General features: G+C 59.2%; 12 protein-coding genes. 10 read left to right on the plus strand and 2 right to left on the minus strand.

Annotated elements, in window-relative coordinates:
• Positions 1-12 precede the first annotated feature (12 nt).
• From BEQ56_04100 to BEQ56_04135, 8 genes are all read left to right on the plus strand, one after another.
• Positions 13-9,696 (plus strand): hypothetical protein, encoded by a 9,684-nt coding sequence (locus BEQ56_04100; protein AOH42729.1) that lies wholly within the window; start codon positions 13-15, stop codon positions 9,694-9,696.
• A gap of 222 nt (positions 9,697-9,918) precedes the next feature.
• Entirely contained in the window at positions 9,919-10,311 is a 393-nt protein-coding gene (locus BEQ56_04105; protein ID AOH42730.1) for a hypothetical protein, read from the plus strand.
• Positions 10,304-11,491: a hypothetical protein gene (locus BEQ56_04110; protein ID AOH42731.1), complete on the plus strand. Its 1,188-nt coding sequence runs from the start codon at positions 10,304-10,306 to the stop codon at positions 11,489-11,491. Before BEQ56_04105 ends, BEQ56_04110 begins: the two co-directional genes overlap by 8 nt.
• 30 nt (positions 11,492-11,521) lie before the next feature.
• Positions 11,522-11,746: an ATP synthase F0 subunit C gene (locus BEQ56_04115; protein AOH42732.1), complete on the plus strand. Its 225-nt coding sequence runs from the start codon at positions 11,522-11,524 to the stop codon at positions 11,744-11,746.
• A 40-nt stretch (positions 11,747-11,786) separates the two neighbouring features.
• A complete protein-coding gene (locus BEQ56_04120) occupies positions 11,787-12,527 on the plus strand; it encodes an ATP synthase F0 subunit B (protein ID AOH42733.1) in 741 nt (246 codons plus the stop codon).
• Positions 12,528-12,814: 287 nt separating this feature from the next.
• The gene (locus tag BEQ56_04125) at positions 12,815-14,062 is read left to right on the plus strand and encodes a hypothetical protein (GenBank protein AOH42734.1); all 1,248 of its coding nucleotides are present in this window, start codon (positions 12,815-12,817) and stop codon (positions 14,060-14,062) included.
• A gap of 43 nt (positions 14,063-14,105) precedes the next feature.
• A complete protein-coding gene (locus tag BEQ56_04130) occupies positions 14,106-14,747 on the plus strand; it encodes a hypothetical protein (GenBank protein ID AOH42735.1) in 642 nt (213 codons plus the stop codon).
• Positions 14,748-14,756: 9 nt separating this feature from the next.
• Complete coding sequence (locus BEQ56_04135; protein ID AOH42736.1) at positions 14,757-16,418, plus strand: hypothetical protein; 1,662 nt, start codon at positions 14,757-14,759, stop codon at positions 16,416-16,418.
• 28 nt (positions 16,419-16,446) lie between these two features.
• Here the strand turns inward: BEQ56_04135 and BEQ56_04140 are convergent, their stop codons facing one another.
• Both BEQ56_04140 and BEQ56_04145 read right to left on the minus strand, forming a co-directional pair.
• Positions 16,447-16,908 carry a hypothetical protein gene (locus tag BEQ56_04140; GenBank protein AOH42737.1) on the minus strand — a complete coding sequence of 154 codons (462 nt, stop codon included), beginning with the start codon at positions 16,906-16,908 and terminating at the stop codon, positions 16,447-16,449.
• Positions 16,905-19,781: a hypothetical protein gene (locus BEQ56_04145; GenBank protein ID AOH42738.1), complete on the minus strand. Its 2,877-nt coding sequence runs from the start codon at positions 19,779-19,781 to the stop codon at positions 16,905-16,907. Before BEQ56_04145 ends, BEQ56_04140 begins: the two co-directional genes overlap by 4 nt.
• 159 nt (positions 19,782-19,940) lie before the next feature.
• Between BEQ56_04145 and BEQ56_04150 the strand changes: the two genes are divergently transcribed.
• Entirely contained in the window at positions 19,941-22,496 is a 2,556-nt protein-coding gene (locus tag BEQ56_04150) for a hypothetical protein (protein ID AOH42739.1), read from the plus strand.
• 108 nt (positions 22,497-22,604) lie between these two features.
• On the plus strand, positions 22,605-23,390 hold the full coding sequence (locus BEQ56_04155; GenBank protein ID AOH44396.1) for a conjugal transfer protein TraX: 786 nt from the start codon (positions 22,605-22,607) through the stop codon (positions 23,388-23,390).
• The last annotated feature ends 11 nt before the right edge of the window (positions 23,391-23,401 follow it).

The following is a 23,401-nucleotide window of genomic DNA, read 5'->3' on the forward strand; positions in this document are numbered from 1 at the left end:
GAGGTACACGCTATGAGTTCGAAAACAAAGAGATTCCCGTATTTGTTTATGACCTTGCTTTTGGTTATCGCGATCTTCGGGACGGCGCTGCCGGCGGTGGGGCAGGGCTCTAATCCAAGCCCGAACTATACGACCGGGATGCGGAAAATGGTCCGCGGCGGCGCGGCGACGGTCGACCCGTTGACGCTGCCGACGTTTGAGTTTAAATTTACGTTGGATACGATTTCGCCGGGGAATAAGCGGATTTATAAGATCGAGGATCCGAAGTTCGACGAACGGCTCTTCATTCAGCGCATTGTCGTCAACGGTCCTTTCGCCAGGCAGATGGCGAAAATCGAGGTCCATAAAAAAGACGGCAGCGGCTGGGAGACGAAGTGGACGGCTCCGGGCGGCACGCCTCCCGCGAGTATACCGCTCGGGGAGCAGGGTTCCGCGACCAACGCGGTCGACAGCGCCGCCGCCGGAAGATTAGCGGCGCAGATCTCGGATTATACAAACGGGAATCCGGTGGCGTCGAATAACACGGCGACCTACGACCAGATCCGGTTTACGTTTAAGGATGACGGCGGGCAGGGTTCGAATTTTAATGGCGCCGCCGGAAAGATCGATCTGTATTTCCGCGTTCTGAACCCATTTGTCGATCCATCGAATTTTATCGGCGGAAGCGGCGGGGTCGTCTGTTCAGGGGACCCGGGTGATCAGACACCTTTGAAAAAGGAAATCGTCTGTAACTACGCCAAGTTCTACGGGAGCGGCGGTAACGTGTCGACCAGCACGAACGGTATTTTTAATGTCCCGACCCCGACGTTCCAGTTCAAAAGCGGCTCATCTGAGATTTCGACGAATGTCAACGATATCGGTTCGGCTTCGTTCAGCTTCCTGACGACGAAAATGGTCTCGTCGGGCGAATATCAGAATATGATATTTTCGGCGATTTTGCCGGCCGGATATGAATTCGCGAGCGCGCGCGTGACGAACAGCGAAGTTCAGGCGAAGCTGATCGGCGCGCCGGTGGTGACGAATATCTCGGGCGGCCGGAAAAAAGTTACCATGACGTTCCAGACGTTCCAGCATGTGATCGTGTCGCCGACGCAATATGGCCAGTTCAATCTGGTGGTCAACTATGTGCCGACGATGGCGGCTGCGAATTCGGATAATCTGAAGGGTTATCTGGCGCTGAGCAATTATGATACGCTTACGGAAGTTGGGACCAGCGGACAGTACCAGCTTAAAAAGGGCGGTAATCTCGTCGGTACGTCGATCGGCAATATTGGCGTTGACACGGACGATGGAAACAACAACGGCAATACCGGCGAAAAGATATTTACCGATAAAATTACAGTAAAGGCCGTGAAGCCTGCCAGCGACCTGAAGGGTATTTCTTATTTTGGTTCGACAGGGTACAGCCGTCTGACGAACGTCGCGCGCGGCGATACCTATACATACCGGGTAGAATTAGCGGCTTACGGCGCCGCGGTTTCCGGCGGCGTCGTTTACGAGGCATTCCCGGATTCGGGGACCGGTTCGCGATCCAGGCTGAACGCGCAGATTACCAACCCGAATCCGACTCGTTATCGGATCGAGTATTGTACCAAGGCGGGGATGCCGGCCGATGATCCGGTTCAAGGGGTCAAAGACGCTGCCTGCGATAATAACTGGGTGACAACGGTGGCCGATTATAAGCAGGTCACGGCGTATCGAATCAAGGTCCAGAATGGCCAGTCGATCCCTGTCGGCGCTTCAGATAAGTTTGAAGTAACGATGATGGCGAATGGGCGTGGATATGACACCTCAGAACATAAGGTCTGGTATTCGAAGGACGCCGGGGCGAATTTCAGCAAGACGACGGGTTCGCCGTTAGTTGTAGCGAGTAAGCTCCGGGTCAAGATCACTTCCCGTTGGACGAAACCGAATATGACGACCGCTAATCCGGATACGACGGCGCAATTGAGCGGTTCGCCGGCGGATCTGGTCGTTGCGGGCGAAACCAATCCGGTTCCGCTGAACGGCTCGTCGCAGCCAAATACCGAGTCATCCATCACGGCAACAAAAGACCTGACGGCTTACGGGGCCCGGTCGAATCTGAATATCCCGCTGTCATATTCGATTACGGCGGGCGCGGTTACGCCTGGCGGCGCTGGCGGCTATGGACCTGCGGCACTGTCCGGTACCTGCGAGCTCAATACTGGCGCGAATCAGAACGCTGGCGATGAGAATTACGATTATCACTGTTACTTCGATTTTCGCTATCCATCGCCGGAATCGGTAAGAATCACCGGGCAGAAGAATTGGGACCCGAATATTACGCTGGGGCGTGCCGGGACGTTCCTGATGAGCCTCCAGTATCGCGAGGCAGGTTCGGGCGCCCCCTGGACAGACGTACCCGCGTCCATGCTGAGGGCGGAGATCAACTCAGTCCCCTGTCCTCAGGTGAACCCGGTTGAGCCGATGGGCAGCGCGAACGCGGAATCGTTTGAATGGTGCGTTCCGCAGGGGCCGGATTCAAACGATCTGAATCGAAAATATGAATTCCGTTTGTACGAAAAAGCGAAGTTCCCCGCTTCCCAACCGTTTGAAAGATGGAAGGCGGAAGGCGCGACGGCGGAGATCGTGGGCGGCGAGATCGTCGGTTACGCTTCGGCTGCGTTTACTCCTGCGGGGGGCGCGGGCGCGGGCGCGTTGTCGAACGTGCTGAACAAGCAGAATTACGGCGATCCGGGCGTTCCGCCTTTGAACGCAAAGGTAACCTGGTATAACGGTCCGATGCCGAAGCCGGAGGCGTATTTAACGTTGATGCGGACGGCGATTTCAAATAGCGAAGCCTGTGTGCCGGGCTTGCCGGAACAGGTTGTTTCTGGCGGGAACCCGGTCCGTATCAAGATCAACGAGCTCGGCGAGGGTGGTTGGACGACGGGGCCGGATCACGGCGACATTAAATCTGAGAAAGTTTTCCCACTCACCGGTATCCCGAAGATGAACGATTACGGATGCGCTTACAGTTACTACATCGTTGAAACCGACGCATCCGGGAACGACCTGACGCCGGCGGGCTACAACAAGACGGACGGCGCGTCCGGCGGCTCCGCGCTCGAAATTGTCAACCGATTTAACGTCGAGCGCATTGCGATCAAGGGAACGAAGAAGTGGGTCAACGGTAATGCGCTTCCGCGACCGGTGATCACGCTCGGCTTATACGTGAAACATACCGTCGGCGGGGCGGAGCATCTGACCATCCCGGAAGACGCTTTGCTGAACGAGGTCGTCCCGCAGCCGATCTATATGGACGCGGCGACTGGCTGCCCTGCTGCCGCATACGAGGCGGTGGGTCTGGTCGCGGTAAACAACGACCAGGACGTTTACTGGTGCGTCCCGAAGTATCAAAAGGACGGCGTCACGACGATCGATTACTATGTCGACGAGAATCTGGGCGCTGACTTTACGAATGCATCTCCGATGGCGGGCGTTCCCGCCGGGCCTTCCGGCCTGAATACGGGCGCGGCGGCTCCGACGAATTACGTCAAGACGTATACGGGCGGGAAGACCGAAATCACGAATACGTACGTGCCGCCGACGATCAATCCGGATCCGATGACCGGGAATGGGTCGGTTACAGCCGAGGTGAAGTGGCTCCCGACGGGCGTTACGATCCCGCCGAACACGGTGGTCACGCTGACGCTGAAAAGGCAGTGGCGGCTTGGGGAAAACGTGGATTGCTCGGTTGCGGGAAACTGCGGCGCGGAAGAGGTCGTTTCGGTGACGAGTCCGGCGATCACGGACGCGACGCTGAATTCGAACGACGCGGCGACGCATAACTGGAAGCATACCTGGACTGACGATAAGACGAATCCCAACGATGACCTGCCGGCGACGAACGTGGATGGGGTCCGGTATTTCTATTTTGTCGAGGGAAGCGCCGCGCCGGCGAACTTTGAGCTGGTTCCTCTGCCGGCGGGGACCCACAAGGGCCTGACCGTGACGTATCGGTATCGGGCGACGATGACGGATGTGACCACGAAGAAGATCTGGAACGGCGGTTCGGATCCCCGACCGGTCGTCCGCTTCACGCTGCAGCGTTCGGCGGATGGCGGCGCGAATTGGGAGAACGTGCCGAACGCGGAATTAGACGACTGCGGCGGCGCCTGTCCGAAGACGCAGCCGTATAAGGTGAATACCCCGAATGGACAGGCACAAGTCGAGGTTCATTGGCGGACGACGGAGACCTCCCCGGGCGGAACCCCCTATCAATTCATGGTGATCGAACAGCCGGTTCCGGGTTACATTCAGGATCCGAACGGTACGTCGGAGCTGCAGATTACGAATAAGTACGTGCCGCCGATGGCCGACGTCGAAGCGACGAAGGTCTGGGTCGGCGGGCAGGCGCCACGTCCGGGCGTTGAGCTGACTTTAACGCGAACGACCGACCTGACGAAGCCTGTCGATGGCGCCTGTACGGGCTACGAGGACGTTCCGGCGGCGGAGCTGGACGGCGCGCCGGGGTACAGCGCGAGCAACCCCGTGACGCTTCCGAACGGCACGACGGATGTGAAATGGAAGACCAACCTGAAGGCGATCACTGACGCGGCGGTGTATAAATTCTGTGTCAAGGAGACGGCGCTGACGGATTATCCGAATCCGACGGTTTCGGTCGATGGGACCGGACGAAAGTTCACGGTCGTCAATACGTATCAATCGCCGCGGATCGATTTCGTGGGAACGAAGGTCTGGTCGGGCGGGACGGAAGCGACGAAGCCTGCGTCGATCCAGCTGACGCTGAAACGGAAGGTCGGCGCGAGCTATGTCGCGGTCGATCCGTCGGAAATCGTCGCTCCGGACGCTTCGTATACGGGCGATAACCCGGCGACGGTTACGCCCGACGCGGGCGGGAACTGGACAGTGAAATGGAGCGTCCTTAAGACGGACGCGAATGGGGACGATTATGAATACCGGGTCGAGGAGGACGTGTTCCTGGCCGGTTGGGTGGGCACGATCAGCCCTGACGGGAAAACCGTTACCAATACCTTCATCGTCCAGAATAATCAGACGGTTACGGGCGAGAAAAAATGGATCGGCGGAACGTACGCCGACGTGCAGCTGGTTCTTTATCGCGTGATTCTCAACGCGGACGGAACGGATCGCCCGGGAACCAAAGAACAGGTCCCGGCGGTTGGCGGAATCGTTAATCCGGTACCCCTGACCCTGGCAAACGCGGCGGCGCATCACTGGAAGAACACGTGGATGGGCTTGCAGGATAAGGACCAGGCGACGGGCCTGCGTTATCGTTATTTCATCGATGAAAGCGCCGTGCCGGCCGGGTATACGAAGGTTAAGAGCCAGAGCGACCCGACGCCGATTACCGACAACGATACGCTGACGGTGACGAACCTGGCAGCCCCGCAGCCGGGAACGGTGACCGGCGTCAAGGTCTGGCAGGGCGGCCGCGATAACAACCGGATCGGCGTCTCGCTGAAGCTCATGCGGAAGCGAAATGGCGGCGCGACATGGGAACTGGCGCCGGGGGTCGCCAATCCGGTTAAGTTGGATGAAGATAACGTGACTGGGCATCCCGCGCATAACTGGCAGTATACCTGGATGGGATTGGATACCACGACTTTCGAATATGCGGTAGAGGAAGTCGGGCTCGCGCCTGGCGCGATCTACGAAGAGATCCCCGACGCGAATCCGTATTCAGTTACGAACAAATACAAGGTCCCGCCATATGACGATCCGAATACGCCGCAGGACGAAAACGGTAAGGTCATTGGGAAGGTCGTCTGGAATAACGGCGGCGCGGCGATCGACAGCGCGAGCGTCACGCTGCAGCTGTACAGGGCAAAGGTAGAAGCGGGCGGCTGCGATTATAGCAATAAAACGGCGGTCCAGGCTCCGGTGACACTGAACGGCGCGGACGCTGCGACGCATCACTGGATGCATGAATGGAGCGGGCTCCTCGGCGAAGAGGAAACGACCGGCAAGAAATTCTGCTATTTCATCGATGACGCCGCGCCTCCGGTCGGCTTCCAGCAGATCGATGAGACCGCGATGCCGCCTCAGCCGGTGATTACGGAGAACAAAGACCTGCAGGTGACCTACGAGCTGATCCAGGCGGCAGGGTCGTTTTCCGGTAAGAAGGTCTGGATCGGATCGGTTGGCCCGTACTGCGATGTAGAGCTGAAGCTCATGGTCCATATCGCCGGGGGCGCCAACAGCTTAGTGACTACGGACGCGGCTAATAACCCGCTGCCCGATAATCCGGTTACGTTAGCGGCCGCCGACGCGGGGACTCATCACTGGGAGCATACCTGGAATAATCTGAAGGATGTAGGAACATCCTACCCAGCGGGTTCCTATTACTATGTTGACGAAAGTCCGCTCCCGGCGGGGTGTCCGTTCGAGAAACAACCGCTCAGCGGATTGAGCCCGAATACGGTGACGAACGAGTACAGGATCTCGACGATCGAGATTAACGTGACGAAGGAATGGGTGAACGGCCAGCTCAAGCGCGAACCGGTCGATATCACGCTGGAGCAGTCGAACGACGGCAACACCTGGTCGCCGGCTCCATTGGAGACTCCTGGCGTTGGCGGATGCGCCGCCAACAATCCGTCTCTGGTCACGACGCTGCTTACCGCGCCGAACAGTCCGAATACCGTTTTTGAGACGGTTAAATTCTGCGTCAAGAGCGCGAATGCGGCGGGCCCGCTGCAGTTCCGCGTGAGGGAGGCGCACGCGGCGGGGACTATCAATAACGCGTTGTGGCCGATCCCAGGGGACGGAAGTAATATCACCGGCACTGTCGCGACCGGTTTCACGATTCGCAATACATTCGAGCCGGAGAAGCGCGACCGTACGGTTACGAAAATCTGGAGCGGCGGAGTCGGCGCGAATCCGGTCACGGTTAATCTGGAGCGCTCTATTGGCTCCAATCCGCCGGTCGTAACCCCTGTTCAGTTGACAGACGCTGATCAGGTGCCTGGCGATCCGATGAAATGGGCGAAGGTCGTGCCGGGCCTGCCCGTTACGGACGAGAAAGGGATTGACTATACCTACGAGGTGAGCGAAGATACGAGCGGCATGCCGCAGTGTGGTGTTCCGGGTTATGATCATGTCAACCTGACGGTTACGAATACCTGCAATCCGCAGCAGCGGAATCTGACGGTCAAGGTCGAATGGTACGGCGGACCGCTGCCGCGGCCGAACGTTAACGTTCGCGTTCAGGGTGTTGCCGGCGCGAATCCGCCGACGACGAATGACTTTACGATGACCGGAGTTCCCATGTGGGAACATACTGAGTCGCTGCCGCAAAATCATATCGACGGAACGCTCTTCAACTACACGATTTCGGTCCTGAACGCGGCGACCGACCTGGTGGACTACGACATTACGTTTGATCCGGCGCCAACGGTTCAGCTGACGACGGACCGCGAGGTCAAGATCAAGCTGAACTACCGGCAGCCAACGACGAGCGTGACGGCGACGAAGACCTGGGTGGGCGGCGGTACGCTGACGCGTCCGGATGTTTACTTCGTGCTGTACAGCAAAAAGCAGGGGACGATCGATCCGTTCGCCCCGGTCGCGAGCGCGCCGGTCATGACGCTTCCGCACGGGACGACGACGGTCACCTGGAACAGCGTTGCGTCGAAAGATATCGACGGCAACCCGCTTGAGTTTGAGGTCCATGAAACCGATTCGACCGGCACGGACCTGGCGTTTGTCCCGGCGAATTATACGAAGGCTGAAAGCGGGCTGAACGTGACGAACACGTATCAGTCGAGCGGTACGGTCACGGCGAATAAAGTCTGGCAGTCGGGTACCTCGCCGCATCCGTCGATCTGGTTCAAGCTGTACCGCCAGCTGGGCTCCAATCCGGTCGAAGAAGTTCCGGGCGCGGCGATTATCGAGCTCCCGGACGGAACGCTGCAGGCGGACTGGAGCGGCGTCGAGCTGACCGATTCGACCGGCGTCCCGTACGTCTTTACGGTCAGGGAAGTCGACGCGACCGGCGCCGACTGGGTCGTTCCGGGCTATGTCAAGATCGAACGCGACCTGACGGTCATCAATACGAAGAAGGGTATCCTGACGGTGGCGGTTGAAACCGATCCGGCGACCTCGGAATCGTTTGAAATCGCGGTGTCGAACGTCAACGGCGACAGCCATACGGAACGGATCGACAATAATCCGACCGACCCGACGTACCCGGATACGATGATCGTCACGGATATCCCGGCGGTCGAGCATACGGTCAGGATCAACGGTCTCGATCTCGACGCCTGGGAGGTGACGGCGATCAACTGTACGTCGCAGCCGTTAGACGGTTCAACGCCGCCGGCGCCGCTGACGATCGATCCGGAATTTAACTTCTCCGGCAAGATGACGGGCGTGTTCAAGATTCCGAACGTCCCGGATCAGGCGCAGCTGGCCTGCGGATACAAGCTCCGCAGTCTCGTCGGCGGGAAGATCACGGTCCACAACCAGACGCTTCCGAACCCGGCTCAGCCGGTCTACCCGACGTATCAGTACCTGGTGAGCGGCGCCGGTTACACGGATTTCAACCTGCTTGCCAACGATACGATCCCGAACGCGCAGGAAGTCGCTCCGGGCACGTATCAGATCAAACAGCTGAATATCGACGGATGGGTCACGATCGACGTGGTCGTCAAGAGCTCGATCGAAGGCCGCCGTCCGATGGTCAGTCTCAACGAAGAGCGCGTGGCGACGCCTCCGGCGCCGCTGGGCAGCGAAACCTTTACAGGCTGGCAGTCAGTCCTGACCTTTACGGTCCAACCGAAGGAGCAGGTGACAGTGACCTTCGTCAACGCGCCGAAGAATACGGTCATGATTCGCAAGGAGACGATCCCGTCCGGCGTCCCGAACAAGTTCTACTTCGCGGGCAAGCTGAGCGGTACGATCGGCGACGGCGAATACCTGATCCAGGCGAACATGACGCCGGAAGGCACGCAGTGGCAGATTACCGAACAGGGCGTTGAGTTCTGGAATCTGGTCGAAGTCAATTGTATCGAGCGCGGCGAGATCGGGAACACCCCGACTCACGGCGACGTCGGTACGGCCTCGGCTTACGTCGGGCTCGATGAAGGTGAAAGTATTATCTGTACCTTTGTCAACCGCCGCTACGGCGAAACGGTCGAGCATTACGATCCGCCGGTACCGGGCTTCACCGACTGGGCGGACGCCCTCCCGCGCACGGGCTTCACGCCGGGCCGGGTCACGGTCCTGCCGGAGCAGCCCGCGGCGAAGCTGTATCAGGATTCGAAGCTGACGCTGAATATTCCGGGGCTGAACCAGACGCTCGAAATCGCCGGGATCCCGAAACAGGATGGAACCTGGGACGTCAGCTGGCTGGGCAAGAAGGCGGGCTACCTCGAAGGGTCGGCGTATCCGACCTGGGACGGGAACTCGATCGTGACGGCGCATGTCTGGGACGCGTACAACAACCCGGGTCCGTTCTTCGGACTGAAGAACCTCCGCTACGGCGACCGCTTCACGATCACGGCTTACGGGAAGACGTACACGTACGAAATCCGTGAATCTGAGCAGCTGCTGGAAACGGATGTCGACCAGATGATGGTATCGAAAGAAGGCAGCTGGGTCACGCTGATGACCTGCGAAGCCTATGACGAAGGCGAGCAGAAGTACAAGTACCGCCGTCTCGTCCGCGGCGTCCTGATCGACGTCGAGTAACGAAACCCGGCGCGGGGAGAGCCGGCCCTATGGGGAGCCTTTCCCCCGCGACGCGGAACGGAGATTGAGTGAAATAGAAAACGGGCGTGAGATTCGCGCCCGTTTTCTATTGGAGGAGCACGCCCCGGTCCTTATTTTTGTTGCGGAAGGTGCCGGAAGGCTCATATTCCGCCTTAATTCCCGGATGAAAATGAGTATAATATCGGATAAGCGGAAAATCGCTTGGCGGGGATCGTTCCCGAGACGGAGGTTTTTCCGTTTTGGGGAAGGCCCTGTCGTTCGGGGAGGGGCAGCATGGAGGATCGCCGGAAATGGGCGTCTGAAGCGTCGAAAATCGATCCCGTTTTTTGGGGACATGCCGGAAAGATGACGGCGTTGATCGCGGGCGTGACGTTCGGATGTTTCCTGGGCGCGGTGCGTCTTGGCCAATGGCTCGACGGACGTGCCGGATCCGCTCCTTTGCTGACAATTCTGGCGGGGCTGTGCGGCATCGGCGTTTCGCTTTACCTGAACGTGAAAATTGCGTTCAGGACGATTGCCGCGATGAAATTGAAAGGAAATCCGCCGGCGGAAACGCGATTGGCGGACGGCGAAAGGGATTCTGACGATGACTGAAATAACGGCTGCGCCGGGAGGCGGAATCGAACCGGGGTCGGGAACCGGCGCGAAAAAAGAAAAGCGCTCTCCGGCGCTGACGCTCGTTCTCCTTGCGGCGCTGGTGGTTTTGAATATTGTCGCCGTCAGGGTTTATCCGCCGGTCAAGCCGGTCATCCGGGTCGTCCCAGAGTCATTGCTGGTGGGGGCGGGCGGCGAACCGGCGCCCTGGTTTACGATTCCGGGCGTGGGACCGGTATACCTGACGAATACGCTGATGGCGGTGTTCCTCGTTTTCGTGATCCTGATCGGATTGTCGATCGCGGTCCGTTTCCGGGTTAAGAGCGCGGTACGACGACCGTCCGGACTGATCCTGTACCTCGAAACGACGATGGACATGCTGACTGGAATGGTCAAAGGGTCGATCGATCCGAAATGGAGCGGGCGGATCCTGCCGTTTTACTTTACGTTCTTCTTTTACGTCCTGCTCGCGAATTTGACGAAGGTTCTCCCGTTTTTTGAGACGGTCGGTGTCGCGGTCCCCGCTGACGGCGGGCTGGCAGCCGAGCGCTGGACCCCCTGGCTTTACGCGGTTACGAACCGGATCGCCGGGGAGGGGGCGCAGGGCTATGAGCTCGTCAGCTTCTTCCGCGGCGCGTCGACGTCGCTGAATTTTACGCTGAGCCTGGCGATCGGGTCGGTCCTGATGATCCAGGCGTTCGGCGTTCGGGCCAATGGCTGGCGCTATTTTACGAAGTTCCTCCCGCTGGGGTATATCGCGATGTTGGGACGGCTGATCGGCGCGGGCCTGCAGGCGGGGATCGCGAAGCTGATTCTCCTTGTCCGCGGCGGCGATCCGCCGAAATCCGGCGAGGACCTCCTGGCGAAGGCTGACGGGAAAGCGCTGAAGGCGGAGGCGGAGCGTTTCCGGAAGAAGGCGGGCGGATTTTTTATCGACACGTTCGTCGGCGTTCTGGAGCTGGTTTCCGAAGCCGCGAAGGTTTTATCGTTCGCGTTCCGACTGTTTGGAAATATGTTTGCGGGCAGCGTGCTCCTGCTGTTCCTGGGGTACATGGTCCCGGTGGTATTGACATCGTTTTTACAGCTTTATGAGATGATTTTCGGGCTGATTCAGGCGTTTGTTTTCAGCATGCTGACGGCGATTTTTATGAACATGGCCGTTCAGCATGAGAAAGAGTAAAGATTCGGAAAAATCCGGGGGGAATTGAGAATGGATCCACAAGCGGCAAAATACATTGGTACGGGAATTGCGATGCTATCGCTGGCGGGCGCGGGCATATCGATCGGCATGATCGGAACGTCGGCGCTGAGCGGGATCGCGCGCAATCCGGAGGCGCAGGGAAATATCATGTCGGCGATGATTCTGGCGATCGCGTTCGCCGAATCGATCGCGATTTATGCGCTGGTGATCGCGTTCCTGATGCTGTTCAGTTAGTTCGAAAGCGGGTCAGATCATGGGTGCAGCATTCAGCGCTTTGGGGATCAACGCCGGGAACCTGTTCGTCAGTACGATCTGCCTGATCATCGCCTACCTGATCATCGCGCGGTTTATCGTCGGCCCGGTTCAGAAGGTCGCGAGCGAGCGGCAGGCGGTTATCGATTCCGGAATGGAAAACGCGCGCAAGTCGAAGCAGATGATCGCCGACGCGGAGCAGCGCGCCGCGGAGATTGTCAGCAGCGCCGAGGCGAAGGCGACCGAGATCATTAAGACGGCCACGGATCAGACGATTAAGCTCCGCGAGGATTACCAGGCGCAGCTTGACGCCGAAAACGTTAAGCAGCTCCGTAGTACGAAAGCCTACCTGGATCAGGAGCGGGATCTGATGCTGACGCACTTACGCGACCAGATCATCGATCTGTCGATTGTGGGGGCGAAGAAGTTGATTCAGGAGAACCTGAAAATCGATCCGGATAAACAGCGGCAAATGCTGATCGAGCTGTTTACCGGGATCCGTGACCGGAAGTTCTTGTCCGTCCCTGAGGAGCTTCAGTCGAACCTGCCGCGGATCGAAGTCACGACCGCGATCGCGCTGACCGACGACGAACGGGCGCTCGTTACTGAGGAGCTGAAGCCGCGTCTGAGCGACGACGGCGAGGTCGTTTTCCAGATCGACCCGAAAATTCTCGGCGGCGTCGTCGTTCATAGCGGCAATATCCTGATCGATCATTCGATTTCCGGCCGGGCGCGCGAGCTTCGCGACGCGCTTCATCAGTAAAATTTCGGAAGACGGAGCTTGGATTTGGCGGCTGTCCCAAAAGCCGGGACTTCGAAATGTTTAGGTGAATATTATCAAAGTATTTTTCTGATTAGAGGATAGCCATGCCCTTGCGAATGGCATAGAAAACAGGGGTATATGGCGTGGGAACCGGTGATTTTCCCCGGTTTCCACAAAAAAATTATCCAGAGTCAGTGTATTGAGCCTCCCTCCTGTTCCAGCGCACAGCGCGTAGGGGGAGACCTTTGGTCGAATGAGGGTTATTCAATGCACTGACGATTAAGTAGATGAATTTTATTGAAATAAAATTCGATTTGAGGCATTCTCTTTCGTTTCATAAAGGCGGGTATAATCGAACTATGCCGGTCGATTTCTTAAACCTCCTTCCGCAGATCCGCGATTTCAGCGATCACGCCGTCGAGCGGCAGTCGCAGGCGGAATCGAGCCTTTCCGCGCTCCGGACGTCGTTCGCGGCGTTAGCCGGGCGGACGGATATCGAAGCGCTCGTGCGCACGAATTTATCCGGGAAACAGGCAGCGCATATCGCGCTTCCGACCGATGAGGCGATCGACCGCGGCTTCCCGCTTCCGGAAAACGCGCGGCGTCCGGGGACGATTTTGGCCGCCGACGGGTCGCAGGTGATCCCCAATCGGCACGAGGAAATCCGTTTCGGGTTGATCAATATCGGATTATTCGAGACGCGGCCGGGTTCGGGAATCGTTCCGGTCGAGACGGTCACGACCGAGCTTCTCGACGAATTCAGTGACGGCGAGCGGCTCGACGAATTCCGCGTTTCGTACCTGCGCGATCTTTCTGAACGTTGCCTGATTGCGGAGGCTGTCGCCGGTCTGGCGTCCGATCGGGAGCCGGTCCTGGCGCTGACCGACGGTCCGATCTCGATCTTTCAGCTACGGAAGCCGGTGAGCGGGGCGGCGGGGGCGTTTTCGCCTGAGGACCGGCGCAGGATTGAAACCGCGTATCAGGTCATGGCGCGGCGCGGGGTCCTTTACGCCGGCTATATCGACCGTCCGGGTTCCGATCTCGTCGTCCGCATGGCGCAGACAGCGCTGAATCAGGAGACGTCGGAATCCGGCCCGAAAACGCTGACGGACGCTGGGCTTTTCGCGTCGGTTCTGGGACCGACCGAGCGTTCGGCGGTCTTCCAGCTGGCGACGGTGAATTCGGGGATGGATGACGAGGAAATTCTGGCGGTCTATTTCTTTTACCTGAACCTTCAGGGGGCGCAGCGGTTCCGGACGCGGAAGCGGGCTACGATTGCGCGCGTCGAAGTTCCGGATTGGGTCGCGCGCGAGCCGGCGTCGATCGACACGCTGCATGCGGCGCTGGTCGCGCAGGCGGGAATGATCGATGGGATGCTGTATCCCTACGCGCTCCAGCGGGCGCATGAAATCGCGCTGATCCGTGCCGGTGAGAAAGAGCGGATTAAACGGAAGCTGATGAACGAAATGATTCGGCGGGGAGGTTCGCCGCGGGATAAATCGGAAAAGCAGCGATCGAAAGACCTGATTAATTGAATCGAATCGGGTGGAGCCAATCGAGTGAAAAGGAGATGGATCGATGGGGCCAGAGGCAGTCGGAATCCCGTTTGGGCGAATCTTAACCAGTCATTTACGCGGCGCGTCGGCGGCGTTCCGCGTCGGAGCGGAGGAAATCCCGTCGTTCGGATCGCTTGTCCGCGTTGCGATCGGAAATCGCGGCGGCGATATTTTTGGACTGGTTGCCGATATCCGGATGGAAGAGGACGGCTTCCTTCGGCAGTTAGCTTCCGGAGCTGAACTCGACCCCGAAATTATTCTCGATTCCCGGGAAAACCGGAATGTCCCGATCGTGCTGACGGTTTTATTCGTCGGATCGCGCAGCGATGGGCGCGTTTCACACCTGCTTCCGCCGCGCCCGCCGCTGACGCTCGATGAGTTGTACGTTTGCTGCGACGCCGAGATCGTTGAATTCTGCGGCGGGGGGCGGTTCGGCTACTTCCGGCATCTTCTCCGCGGCGGAGATTATCCGGTCGAGGAACTCGTCGCGGCTCATTTCCGCGAAGCGATCCGCGCGCATGCGGCGGTTTTCGGTTCGGCAGAGGATTGGGAAAGGCGCGCGGTGGGCGAGATCATGAACCTGATGAACGGCGATTTTGACCGGTTGAACGACGTTCTGGGCGCGTTGAGCGATCTGGACGCGGCGGCCGGCGGGGAAAGGTAGGCGCGAAAAATGGGGTTGGAACGCGATTTAATCGGATACGTTATCGGCGGGAGCCTGAAAGAAGGGATTACCGTCCGGTTGACGGTTCCGGCGACGACGGTTCGCGAGGGCGGATTCGTCGTTATCGAGAGCCTGGGCGTTCGTTATTACGGGTTGTCGGTGAATTTGTCGCTGCGTTCGGCCGACCCGCGCTTCTCGCTGGAACGCGCGGAGCTGCGGTTTAAGCCGGTTTACGCGGCGATCCTGAACGAAAACGCGCTGTATACTGAAATGGAAGTGATGCCGGTCCTGATGCAGGAGGTCGGCGGCGATATTGACGATCCGGATTACCGGCCGCAGGATATCGAGAACCCGGGCGTCCTGCCGATCAAGACCGTTCCGGCGCACCATGCGCCCGTCTACCTTGCTTCCCGTTTCGACGTCGCGGCGGTTTTCAGCCTGCGTTCGGCCGGCGGAAAAAGCGACGCCAGCTTTGTGATCGGGACGACGCGCGAACAGGGCCATCCGGTCCATATCAACCTGAAAAAGCTGGTCGAGCGATCGTCGGGAATTTTCGGCGCGACCGGAACGGGGAAATCGTACCTGACGCGACTGATCCTGGCGGGGCTGCTGAAAAGCGGCGAAGCGTCCGTCCTGGTTTTCGATATGCATAACGAATATTCATATGGCGACCGGTCGCCGGATACCGGGAAAGAGGTCCCGGGGCTGAAGGATAAATTTGGACCGAAGGTCATGGTCGCCGGACTGGGCGCAGGCGCGAAAATCCGTTCCCGCCGGGTCGATATCGAGCTTGTCCTGAAAAGCTCCGACCTGTACCCGTCCGATATCGAGATGCTGACGGCAGAGCTGAATTTGCGCGATACGACCGGAACGACGCTGAACCAGCTGTTTCAGGCGTTCGGGACCGGCTGGTTCGAGGCGTTCCGGAAGCTGGGAAGCGGCGGCGAGGATGAACTGGCGCAGTGGGCGCGCGATAATAAGCTGCATGAAGGGGCGGTGTCGGCGCTGTATACGAAGTTGGGAAAGGTTTTCAGTAAGCCGTATATCCGCCCGAACGTTGCCGGCGATCCGGTCGGCAATATGATTAACGTCCTGTCGGCGGGAAAATCGGTCGTGCTGTCGTTCGGGGGTTATGAGTCGGATTTGGATTACCTGCTGGTGACGAACGTTCTGACGCGGCTGATCCGGGCCGAATGGGAACGGCGGACGAACGAGGGGTACCACGATCCGCTGAAAAATCCTTATCCGCTCGTGATCGCGCTTGAGGAGGCGCATAAGCTGCTGAATCGGGAAATGGCGTCGCAGACGGCGTTCGCGGCGATCGCGCGCGAGATGCGTAAGTATTCGGTGACGCTCCTGGTCATCGACCAGCGCCCGTCGCAGATTTATGACGAAGTTATGTCGCAGCTCGGGACGCGGATTTCGGGGTGGCTTGGCGACGACGGCGATATTGCGGCGGTGCTGTCTGGTTTGTCTGGGCGCGATACGCTGCGCGGAATGCTCTCCCGGCTCCAGCCGAAGGAAGAAGTGTTGCTCGTCGGTTACGGGGTGCCGATGCCGCTGCCGGTGCGTTCGCGGCGCTACGACGAGGCTTTCTGGCGCGAGCTGTTTGGAACGGAATCGGGGAAGCCCGAGGCATCCGCGTTAGCGGCGAAGAAATTTTTCGGATAAACCGCGGCGCCGCGTTCCCCGCGGCGGGTCAGCGGCGGCGAAGCTGGATTTCGCGCGTGTACATCACGAGCGTGCCGGACGCGGCGACGTTGAACGACATCGCGTTCACAGATTCGATTTCGACGACCGCGTCGCATTTTTTCAGGATCCGTTCCGGGAGGCCGTTCGCTTCCGAGCCGAGAAGATAAACCGCCATGGGCGGATGCGTAAAGGAGGCGAGCGGTTCGCCGCCGAATTCAACGCCGATCAGTCGCGCGCCGATCGGGCGATTAGCGCAGAAGTTTTCAAAGGTTTCGTAGCGGCGGAGCGGAATCCGATGATCCGCGTGCCAGAGGTTGGTCGGCTGCCGTCTCGGTTTGTTCCCGATCGTGAAAATACCGGCCGCGCCGAGCTGATACGCGCTTCGCCAGAGCGTCCCGACATTTTCCCAATGCAGCGGGTGAAACACGCCGATTTCAAAGTAACCGCGGTCGAGATCGATATCGATCATTTGGCTGCGGCTTCCTCGTCCGCGACTGCGCCTTCGCCTTCATCTCCGTTTTCGACAACGCGCCAGGGGCTGGCGTGATTGTCGGGCTGTTGAACGATGATCCCCAGTTCTTCGAGCTGGTACAGGATTTTCGAGGCGCGGGTGTAGCCGATTTCAAGCTCAGTGACGAGCGACGTCGCTGAAATCCGCCGGTTCCGGATCGCGGACCGGATCGCGGTCCCCAGCACGGAATCGGCGTTCTCGATCGTTTTCTCCCTGAACGTGTAGGTCTGGTTGAGCGGGTTGAACGTCCCGAGCCCGTCGTCGTCGGCGGGTTCGGCCGCCGGCCTGCTTTCCGCGAGCATGGCCTGCAGCGCGGTAAAGTTGCTGAGGACGGCGACTTCGCGCGCGCTGGTCGGGGTCAGGGCGCTCTGCGTTTTCCAGTAGGCGACCAGCCGCTGGATTTCCTTATTTGAAACGAACGCGCCCTGGAGCCGCTGCAGGTTTGGATTTTCAACCGTCATCAGCAGCATGTCGCCCTGTCCGAAAAGATGTTCCGCGCCGGGGCGGTCGAGAATAACCTGGCTGTCGATGTTGGACGGGACATGGAACGCGATCCGCGAGGGAAGGTTCCCCTTGATCGTCCCGGTGATGACTTCGCGGGAAGGGCGCTGCGTCGCGACGATCAGGTGGATCCCCATCGCGCGCGCCATCTGCGCCAGGCGGGTAACGCTTTGCTCGATTTCCGGACCGTTGGTCATCATCAGGCTCGCCAATTCATCGATCACGATCACGATGTACGGAAGCGCCTGATCCGGGTATTTCTGGTTGTAATCCTGTATATTGCGCGAATTCATGTCGCGGAAGTAGAGGTTCCGCCGTTCCATTTCCGCCAGCGCGTATTGAAGCGTGTCGGCGCTTTTATCGGTGTCCGTGATGACCGGCGTGAGCAGGTGCGGTACGCCGGCGTAAGCGGAGAGCTCGACGCGTTTCGGGTCGATCAGGATCAGCTTCAGTTTGTCGGGCGCGTTGTACATCAGCAGGTTCGCTAAAATGACGTTCAGGCAGACCGATTTCCCGGACCCGGTTTCACCGGCGATGAGCAGGTGCGGCATGCGCGTCAGGTCGATACAATGGACGTCACCGTTAATATCGATTCCCAGCGACATCGGCAGCCCGTTTCGATATTTTCGGAAGTCGCCTTTTCCAAGGATATCGCGGAGCGGGACGGTCGTCCGCTTCGGGTTCTGGACCTGCATTCCGATATACGTTTTCCCTGGAATTGGCGCTTCGATACGGAGCTGCCGGACCTCGAGGTTCATCTCCAGATCCTTGATCAGGCTTTCGATTTTGTTGACGCGGACGCGAACCTGCCGTCCGGCTTTTTCGACGAAACCGGGCTGAACGCCGAACTGGGTAAACGTCGGGCCGCAGCGGACGTCAACGACAGTCCCCGGGGCATTCTGCGATCGGAGAACTTCTTCGATGATTTCGGTTGAACGGCGGATAAATTCCGGGTCCTGCTGATTATCGTTGTTTTCCGGGACGGGGTCGAGAATGACCTCGGCGTCCGGCAGCGTCCATTCGGAACCGGAATGCGCGACATCCGGCTGCCGGCGGCTGTCGGCGACGAGGCGTTCAAGGTTGGGGGCGACGAAAACGCGCGCCTTTGGCTTCGCCGGCTTCGCTTCGGCGGCCGGATCTCCCGCGCTGTCGCTGTTTCCGCTCGATTCGGCGGGTGAGATCTCGCTGAGGTATCCGTCAGCTTCAGGCTTGACCGGAGCGTCCGCTTCGTCCGGATCGTCTTCGATTCGCAGCGGCGGGAGGTCGGCCCGGGTTGCGAACGGCCGGACATGGATAATTCCGTCCTTGTCGCGGAGCGCTGGGTCGCCGGGCCTGGTTGGCGTGAATTCGGCCGCGCGTTTTCGCCGCGCGGTCGACGAAAACGTTTCTTCGGCCGCGTCTGGATCCGGTTCGTTTATTTCCGCGTTTACTTTTGGGCAGTCCTCCTCGTTTTGGGGAGGCGCTTCGGTCTCTTTCGTCTGGCGCTGTTGGAGGAAGGCTTTGAGCTTTGACTGGAAAGACAGTTCTTTTTCTTCGGCTTCCTTCGCGGCTTCGGAAAGCGGCCTGAGCTGGAGCTGCATCTCCGTTTCCGGCGCGACGTTTTCGTCGTCCGGGATCAGCAGCAGCGCCTTGATACGGCGGACGAGTTTCCGCGTGAAATTCAGCTTCATTTCCCAGTTTTCCGGCAGGAGCCGGACCGACTTGTCCCAGACCAGGAACGCGATCAGCATTCCAAGAAAGATCAGCAGGGTTGCCGTTCCGATCGTACCGATCGCTGCGACCGAAAACCGGTCGACCGCTGCCGCGGCCAGTCCGCCGCCGAATTCGACCGATTGGAACGGATGGCCGGTGACGTTGAAGCGCTGGATGACCCAGCTGATATAGAAGTAAACGCCGAGGAAAGCGGCGAAAAGCTTCCAGTTGAAGGAAAACGGTTTGGAATTAATCCTGCGGACGACCGCGAGATACAGGCCGCAGAAAAAGACGACGACAAGTCCGAACGAAGCTGTCCGACCGAAAAAGCGCGTTGCGAAATCTCCGAACCCATTCCCGAAAATCGTCTGTTCGCCGAAGCGAAGCTGTCCATAGGCGATCAGCGCAAAAAAAATCAGCGCGATTCCGGCGGCCGTTAACCCGATTTCGACCAGAACCGACGGCTTTGGGAGCGACGCGAGCGAGAATTTTGGCCTGAGCCAGGAGAGACCGGTTTTTTTCTGCTTCTGACGGGCGCGAATCGCCGGCTTTTTATCCTCGCGGAACGAGGGGCTGGCGGAGGTTTTTCTGGTTTTCGGGGCGCTTGCCGGCGTCGGTTTTTTTGCTTTTGTTGCCATATGTTCTATTATATCATTCGTCCCGGCCCGGTCGGGCCCGTACCAGGGTAGGCCCCGTACCAGGGCAGGCATAGCTTATAATTCTATAGGAAACTGATTTGGAATTTGTGGAGACAGGCGCTGATTGATGAACTTTTTTAAGATGAGGACAGGGTAAAAATGCGGATGGGCGTGAGCGGGAACGGCGCGGATCCGTCCGCTTCTTTAACGCGTCCGGCGGCGTTTCGTGTCGGAGCCGGCTGGCTCGGGCTGACGCTCGCGACGGGCGCGGCGTTTTTTCAGGTCGCGTCGGAGCGGTCGGAAATCGGATCGGCGCTGCTCTTCGGTTACTCGGCGCCACGGCTGGCGATTCTCTTCGCGTTGGGGGCGGTTCTCGGGATCCTGCTGGCGGCGGGCGTGACGCTGCCGCGGTCGGAGCGAATCCGCTGCCGGTTCTGGCGTTTCTTTCTGCGCGCGCGCCGCGGTCTGACGCAGGGGCTGATCGCGCTCTTCCTGCTCGCGTCGGGCGCGCTGATCTGTTTTCTCTATTGGCTCCCGGACGCCGCGCCGGCGATTATGGCGCGTCTCGTTCCGGTCGGATTATGGCTGGCGTTCGTTTCGCTTTGGAGCGCAGGGTTCTGCTCAATTGTTCCGGAAGGACCGCGCGTCGCTTTACGGGAGCTTCGGCGGGTCCTGATCGCCGTGGCAGCCGTGACCGCGATCGGGATAGTCGTCGGCGTTCCCGGTTTCGTCCGGATCCGGTTCGGTTTCGCGCCGGATCCTTTCGATTGGCAGCCGCCCGGCATGTCGATCCATTGGGGACAGCTGGCGACCGCGCTCCTCGGCGCGGCGGCGTTCGTTCAGCATTCCTCCGCGGCGCGGCGCGCGCTTTCGAAGCGATTCTCCCCTGAGCGAAGCCGACGGGTCGTTCGTTTCGCTGGTTTTTTCGCGATCTGGGCGCTGACGGCGTGGCTTTGGATTTCCGTCCCGACCGAAGAAGTCCTCCGGAACAGTTATTTCATGGAAATCGCGGAACCGAACGGCGTCCCGTATCCGGCGTCGGACGCGGCGTATTTCGCGGTCTGGGCTGAATCGATTCTGGTGGGGCTGGGGCTGAAGGAAACGGTCGTCTCGCGGCAGCTTTTCGTCGGTTTCCTGTCGCTTTTGTTTCGCGTCGCGGGAGGTCATTGGCTGCTGACGATTGACCTGCTGACCGGAACGCTGGCGTTGATTCCGGCGCTGCTGTTCCTGCTTGGAGCCCAGCTGCATGGCGAAGGGGCGGGCGCGATCGCGGCTGGGATCGCGATATTGCGCGAGTTGAATACGCTGTATATGGCGCCGTATTTCGGCGTTTCGAGCTCGAAAATGTTCCTGTCGGATTTGCCGATGCTGCTGGCGCTGCTGGCGGCGGTTAACGCGGCGGTCTGGGCGTACCGGCGCGCTTCGGAATGGGACGCATGGCTGAAATGGGCGGCTGTTGGCGGCTGCTTTGGGCTGGGGCTGCTGATCCGGTCGCAGTTCGCCGCCGTCGCCCCGATCTTCGCCGGCGCGATCGTTTTCCGGCGCGGCGTTCCGCGTCGGGTAAAAGCGGCGGCGCTGGCGGGGTTCGTCTGCGCGGCGGGACTTGTCCTGATGGGCGCGCTGATCCGGAGCGCGGCGCTGACCGGGAGCCTGGTTCTGGAGGACGCCTCGATCCATGGATATGAGCTGACGCGGCGTTTTTCGGGCGACCCGCTTTATGAACCGACGCGCGTTCCCGGCGAATCTGCCGAATCGTTTTCGAACCGGATGGCTCGCGAGGCGTTGGCGTTTATCCGGACGCGGCCGGGCGAGACCGCTTCTTTTGTTTTGAACCATTGGACGAAAGCGATCGCCGAAAGCGCGATGGTTTTACCGCTGCGGCTGGACGGCGGCCTGACCTGGAACGACCGCGGCGACGGCGCGTATCAGGATCTGGAAAACCGGCTCGCGAATCTCCGTGTCTGGGAGTTTTATGGGCTGGCCGTTTTCGCGGCGATCGGATTTTGGGCGGCGCGAAGGCGCGGGGCTGCGATCCCGCTGGGCGTCTGTCTGGTTTATTTATTATCATCGTCGATTGGCCGCTATTCGGGGTGGCGCTTTAATCTACCGGCGGATTGGTTCATATGTTTGTTTTTCGCGATCGGCGCGGCGATGGTTAGCGAATGGGTATCGCTGGCGTTTCGGTTCAGCGACGAACTGGGGGCGGATTCCCGCGTCTCCGAGGCGTCCGGGAAACGGAATCGGTTTTCCGTGGTACGGGCGGCCGCGCTGATTGGGGTCATGGCGTTGATCGGGGCTGCGCCGGCGCTGAGCGGGCGGCTCCGTTCGGATCGCGTCGTTCCGCTCCGGGGTCGGGAGAGCGCGGTCGAGTGGCTCGCTGAACGGGGGATGACGGCGGGGGAGCGGATAGAAACGCGGATTGCGTCGGCGTCGGAGCTGCGCGTTGGACGGCTGCTGTACCCGCGCTGGTTCGCCGCTGACGATGGGCTGACGAGCGCGAATCCCTGGGCGGCGTACCGTCCGCGTCCGTTCGACCGGCTTGGATTCGTTCTCCTGAATCGGGAAAACGTGGACGTCGTCATTCCGATCGGCGCGCTTTCGGGGCAGGTCCCGCATCGGGCGGATTGCCTCGTCGGCGGGACGCGGGACGGCGACGCGCTGATCGCGGATTTCGTGATCTGCCCCGCGGCGGGTTTCGCCGTTTTTCCAGAATAAGTCGACATGTTTCTTTATTTTGATAATTAGATAATTATTTTTGCAATGAAACGTTTTGGGCGGGATGTCGTATTTAAAATCAAAAGCGGATATCTGGAAGGAAACGGGATGAGTACGTTTGGGTTAAAAATGTTGGCTGCGACGTTCATGCTGCTGGATCATGTTTATTTGTACTTTTTCGCCCCGTCGCTGGGCGCGCCTTTGATCCTGACCTGTATCGGACGGATGGCGTATCCGTTGTTTTTGTTTTGTATGGTCTGGGGGTATCACTATACGCGCAGCCGCAAGGTTTACCTGCTGCGGTTGTACCTGTTGAGTATCTTCATGACCGTCTTCTGTTACGCTGTCGATTCTTATTTCCCAACCGAAAACGGCTTCGGATTTCATAATATTTTCCTGAGCCTGTTTCTTGTTGGCGCGCTGATCAGTACGATCGAAATTTTCCAGAAAGACCGGAAGCGGGGGATTGTCCTGTTCAGCGTTATTTTCGCGGTTCAGGTTTTATATATCTATGCGGAGCGGATATTGCGCGCGGTTTTTCCATCCCTGCCAGGGCTGAGCGGCGACACGATCACCGGGATCGTTCCGAATCTGTACCTGAACGAATACGGTTTTGAATTCGTTGCGCTCGGCGTTCTGATGTACTTCCTTAAGGACAGGAAGGAGCTGTTTTGCGCGGCGTATATCCTGTTTTGTATCGCCCAGTTCAGCGCTGAGATGATTTCGGGTGAGTTGGGTCTTCCGGTGCAATGGCTGATGATTGCGGCGCTGCCGCTGATGATGAGCTACAATCATGAAAAAGGCCGGGGCATGAAATATTTCTTTTACGTTTTTTATCCGGCGCATGCGTTCCTGCTGTTTTACCTGGCGAATTTTGCGGTGGGATCGAGCTGACAATGCGCGGT

The sequence above is a fragment of the Anaerolineaceae bacterium oral taxon 439 genome (genome assembly GCA_001717545.1).
Classification (GTDB): Bacteria; Chloroflexota; Anaerolineae; order Anaerolineales; family Anaerolineaceae; genus Flexilinea.

Coding starts and splice junctions, on each gene's coding strand:
- BEQ56_04130 (AOH42735.1), top strand. CDS start 14,106: ATGGGGCCAGAGGCAGTCGGAATCCCGTTTGGGCGAATCTTAACCAGT.
- BEQ56_04155 (AOH44396.1), top strand. CDS start 22,605: ATGAGTACGTTTGGGTTAAAAATGTTGGCTGCGACGTTCATGCTGCTG.
- BEQ56_04125 (AOH42734.1), top strand. CDS start 12,815: ATGAATTTTATTGAAATAAAATTCGATTTGAGGCATTCTCTTTCGTTT.
- BEQ56_04150 (AOH42739.1), top strand. CDS start 19,941: ATGCGGATGGGCGTGAGCGGGAACGGCGCGGATCCGTCCGCTTCTTTA.
- BEQ56_04100 (AOH42729.1), top strand. CDS start 13: ATGAGTTCGAAAACAAAGAGATTCCCGTATTTGTTTATGACCTTGCTT.
- BEQ56_04135 (AOH42736.1), top strand. CDS start 14,757: ATGGGGTTGGAACGCGATTTAATCGGATACGTTATCGGCGGGAGCCTG.
- BEQ56_04140 (AOH42737.1), bottom strand. CDS start 16,908: ATGATCGATATCGATCTCGACCGCGGTTACTTTGAAATCGGCGTGTTT.
- BEQ56_04115 (AOH42732.1), top strand. CDS start 11,522: ATGGATCCACAAGCGGCAAAATACATTGGTACGGGAATTGCGATGCTA.
- BEQ56_04110 (AOH42731.1), top strand. CDS start 10,304: ATGACTGAAATAACGGCTGCGCCGGGAGGCGGAATCGAACCGGGGTCG.
- BEQ56_04145 (AOH42738.1), bottom strand. CDS start 19,781: ATGGCAACAAAAGCAAAAAAACCGACGCCGGCAAGCGCCCCGAAAACC.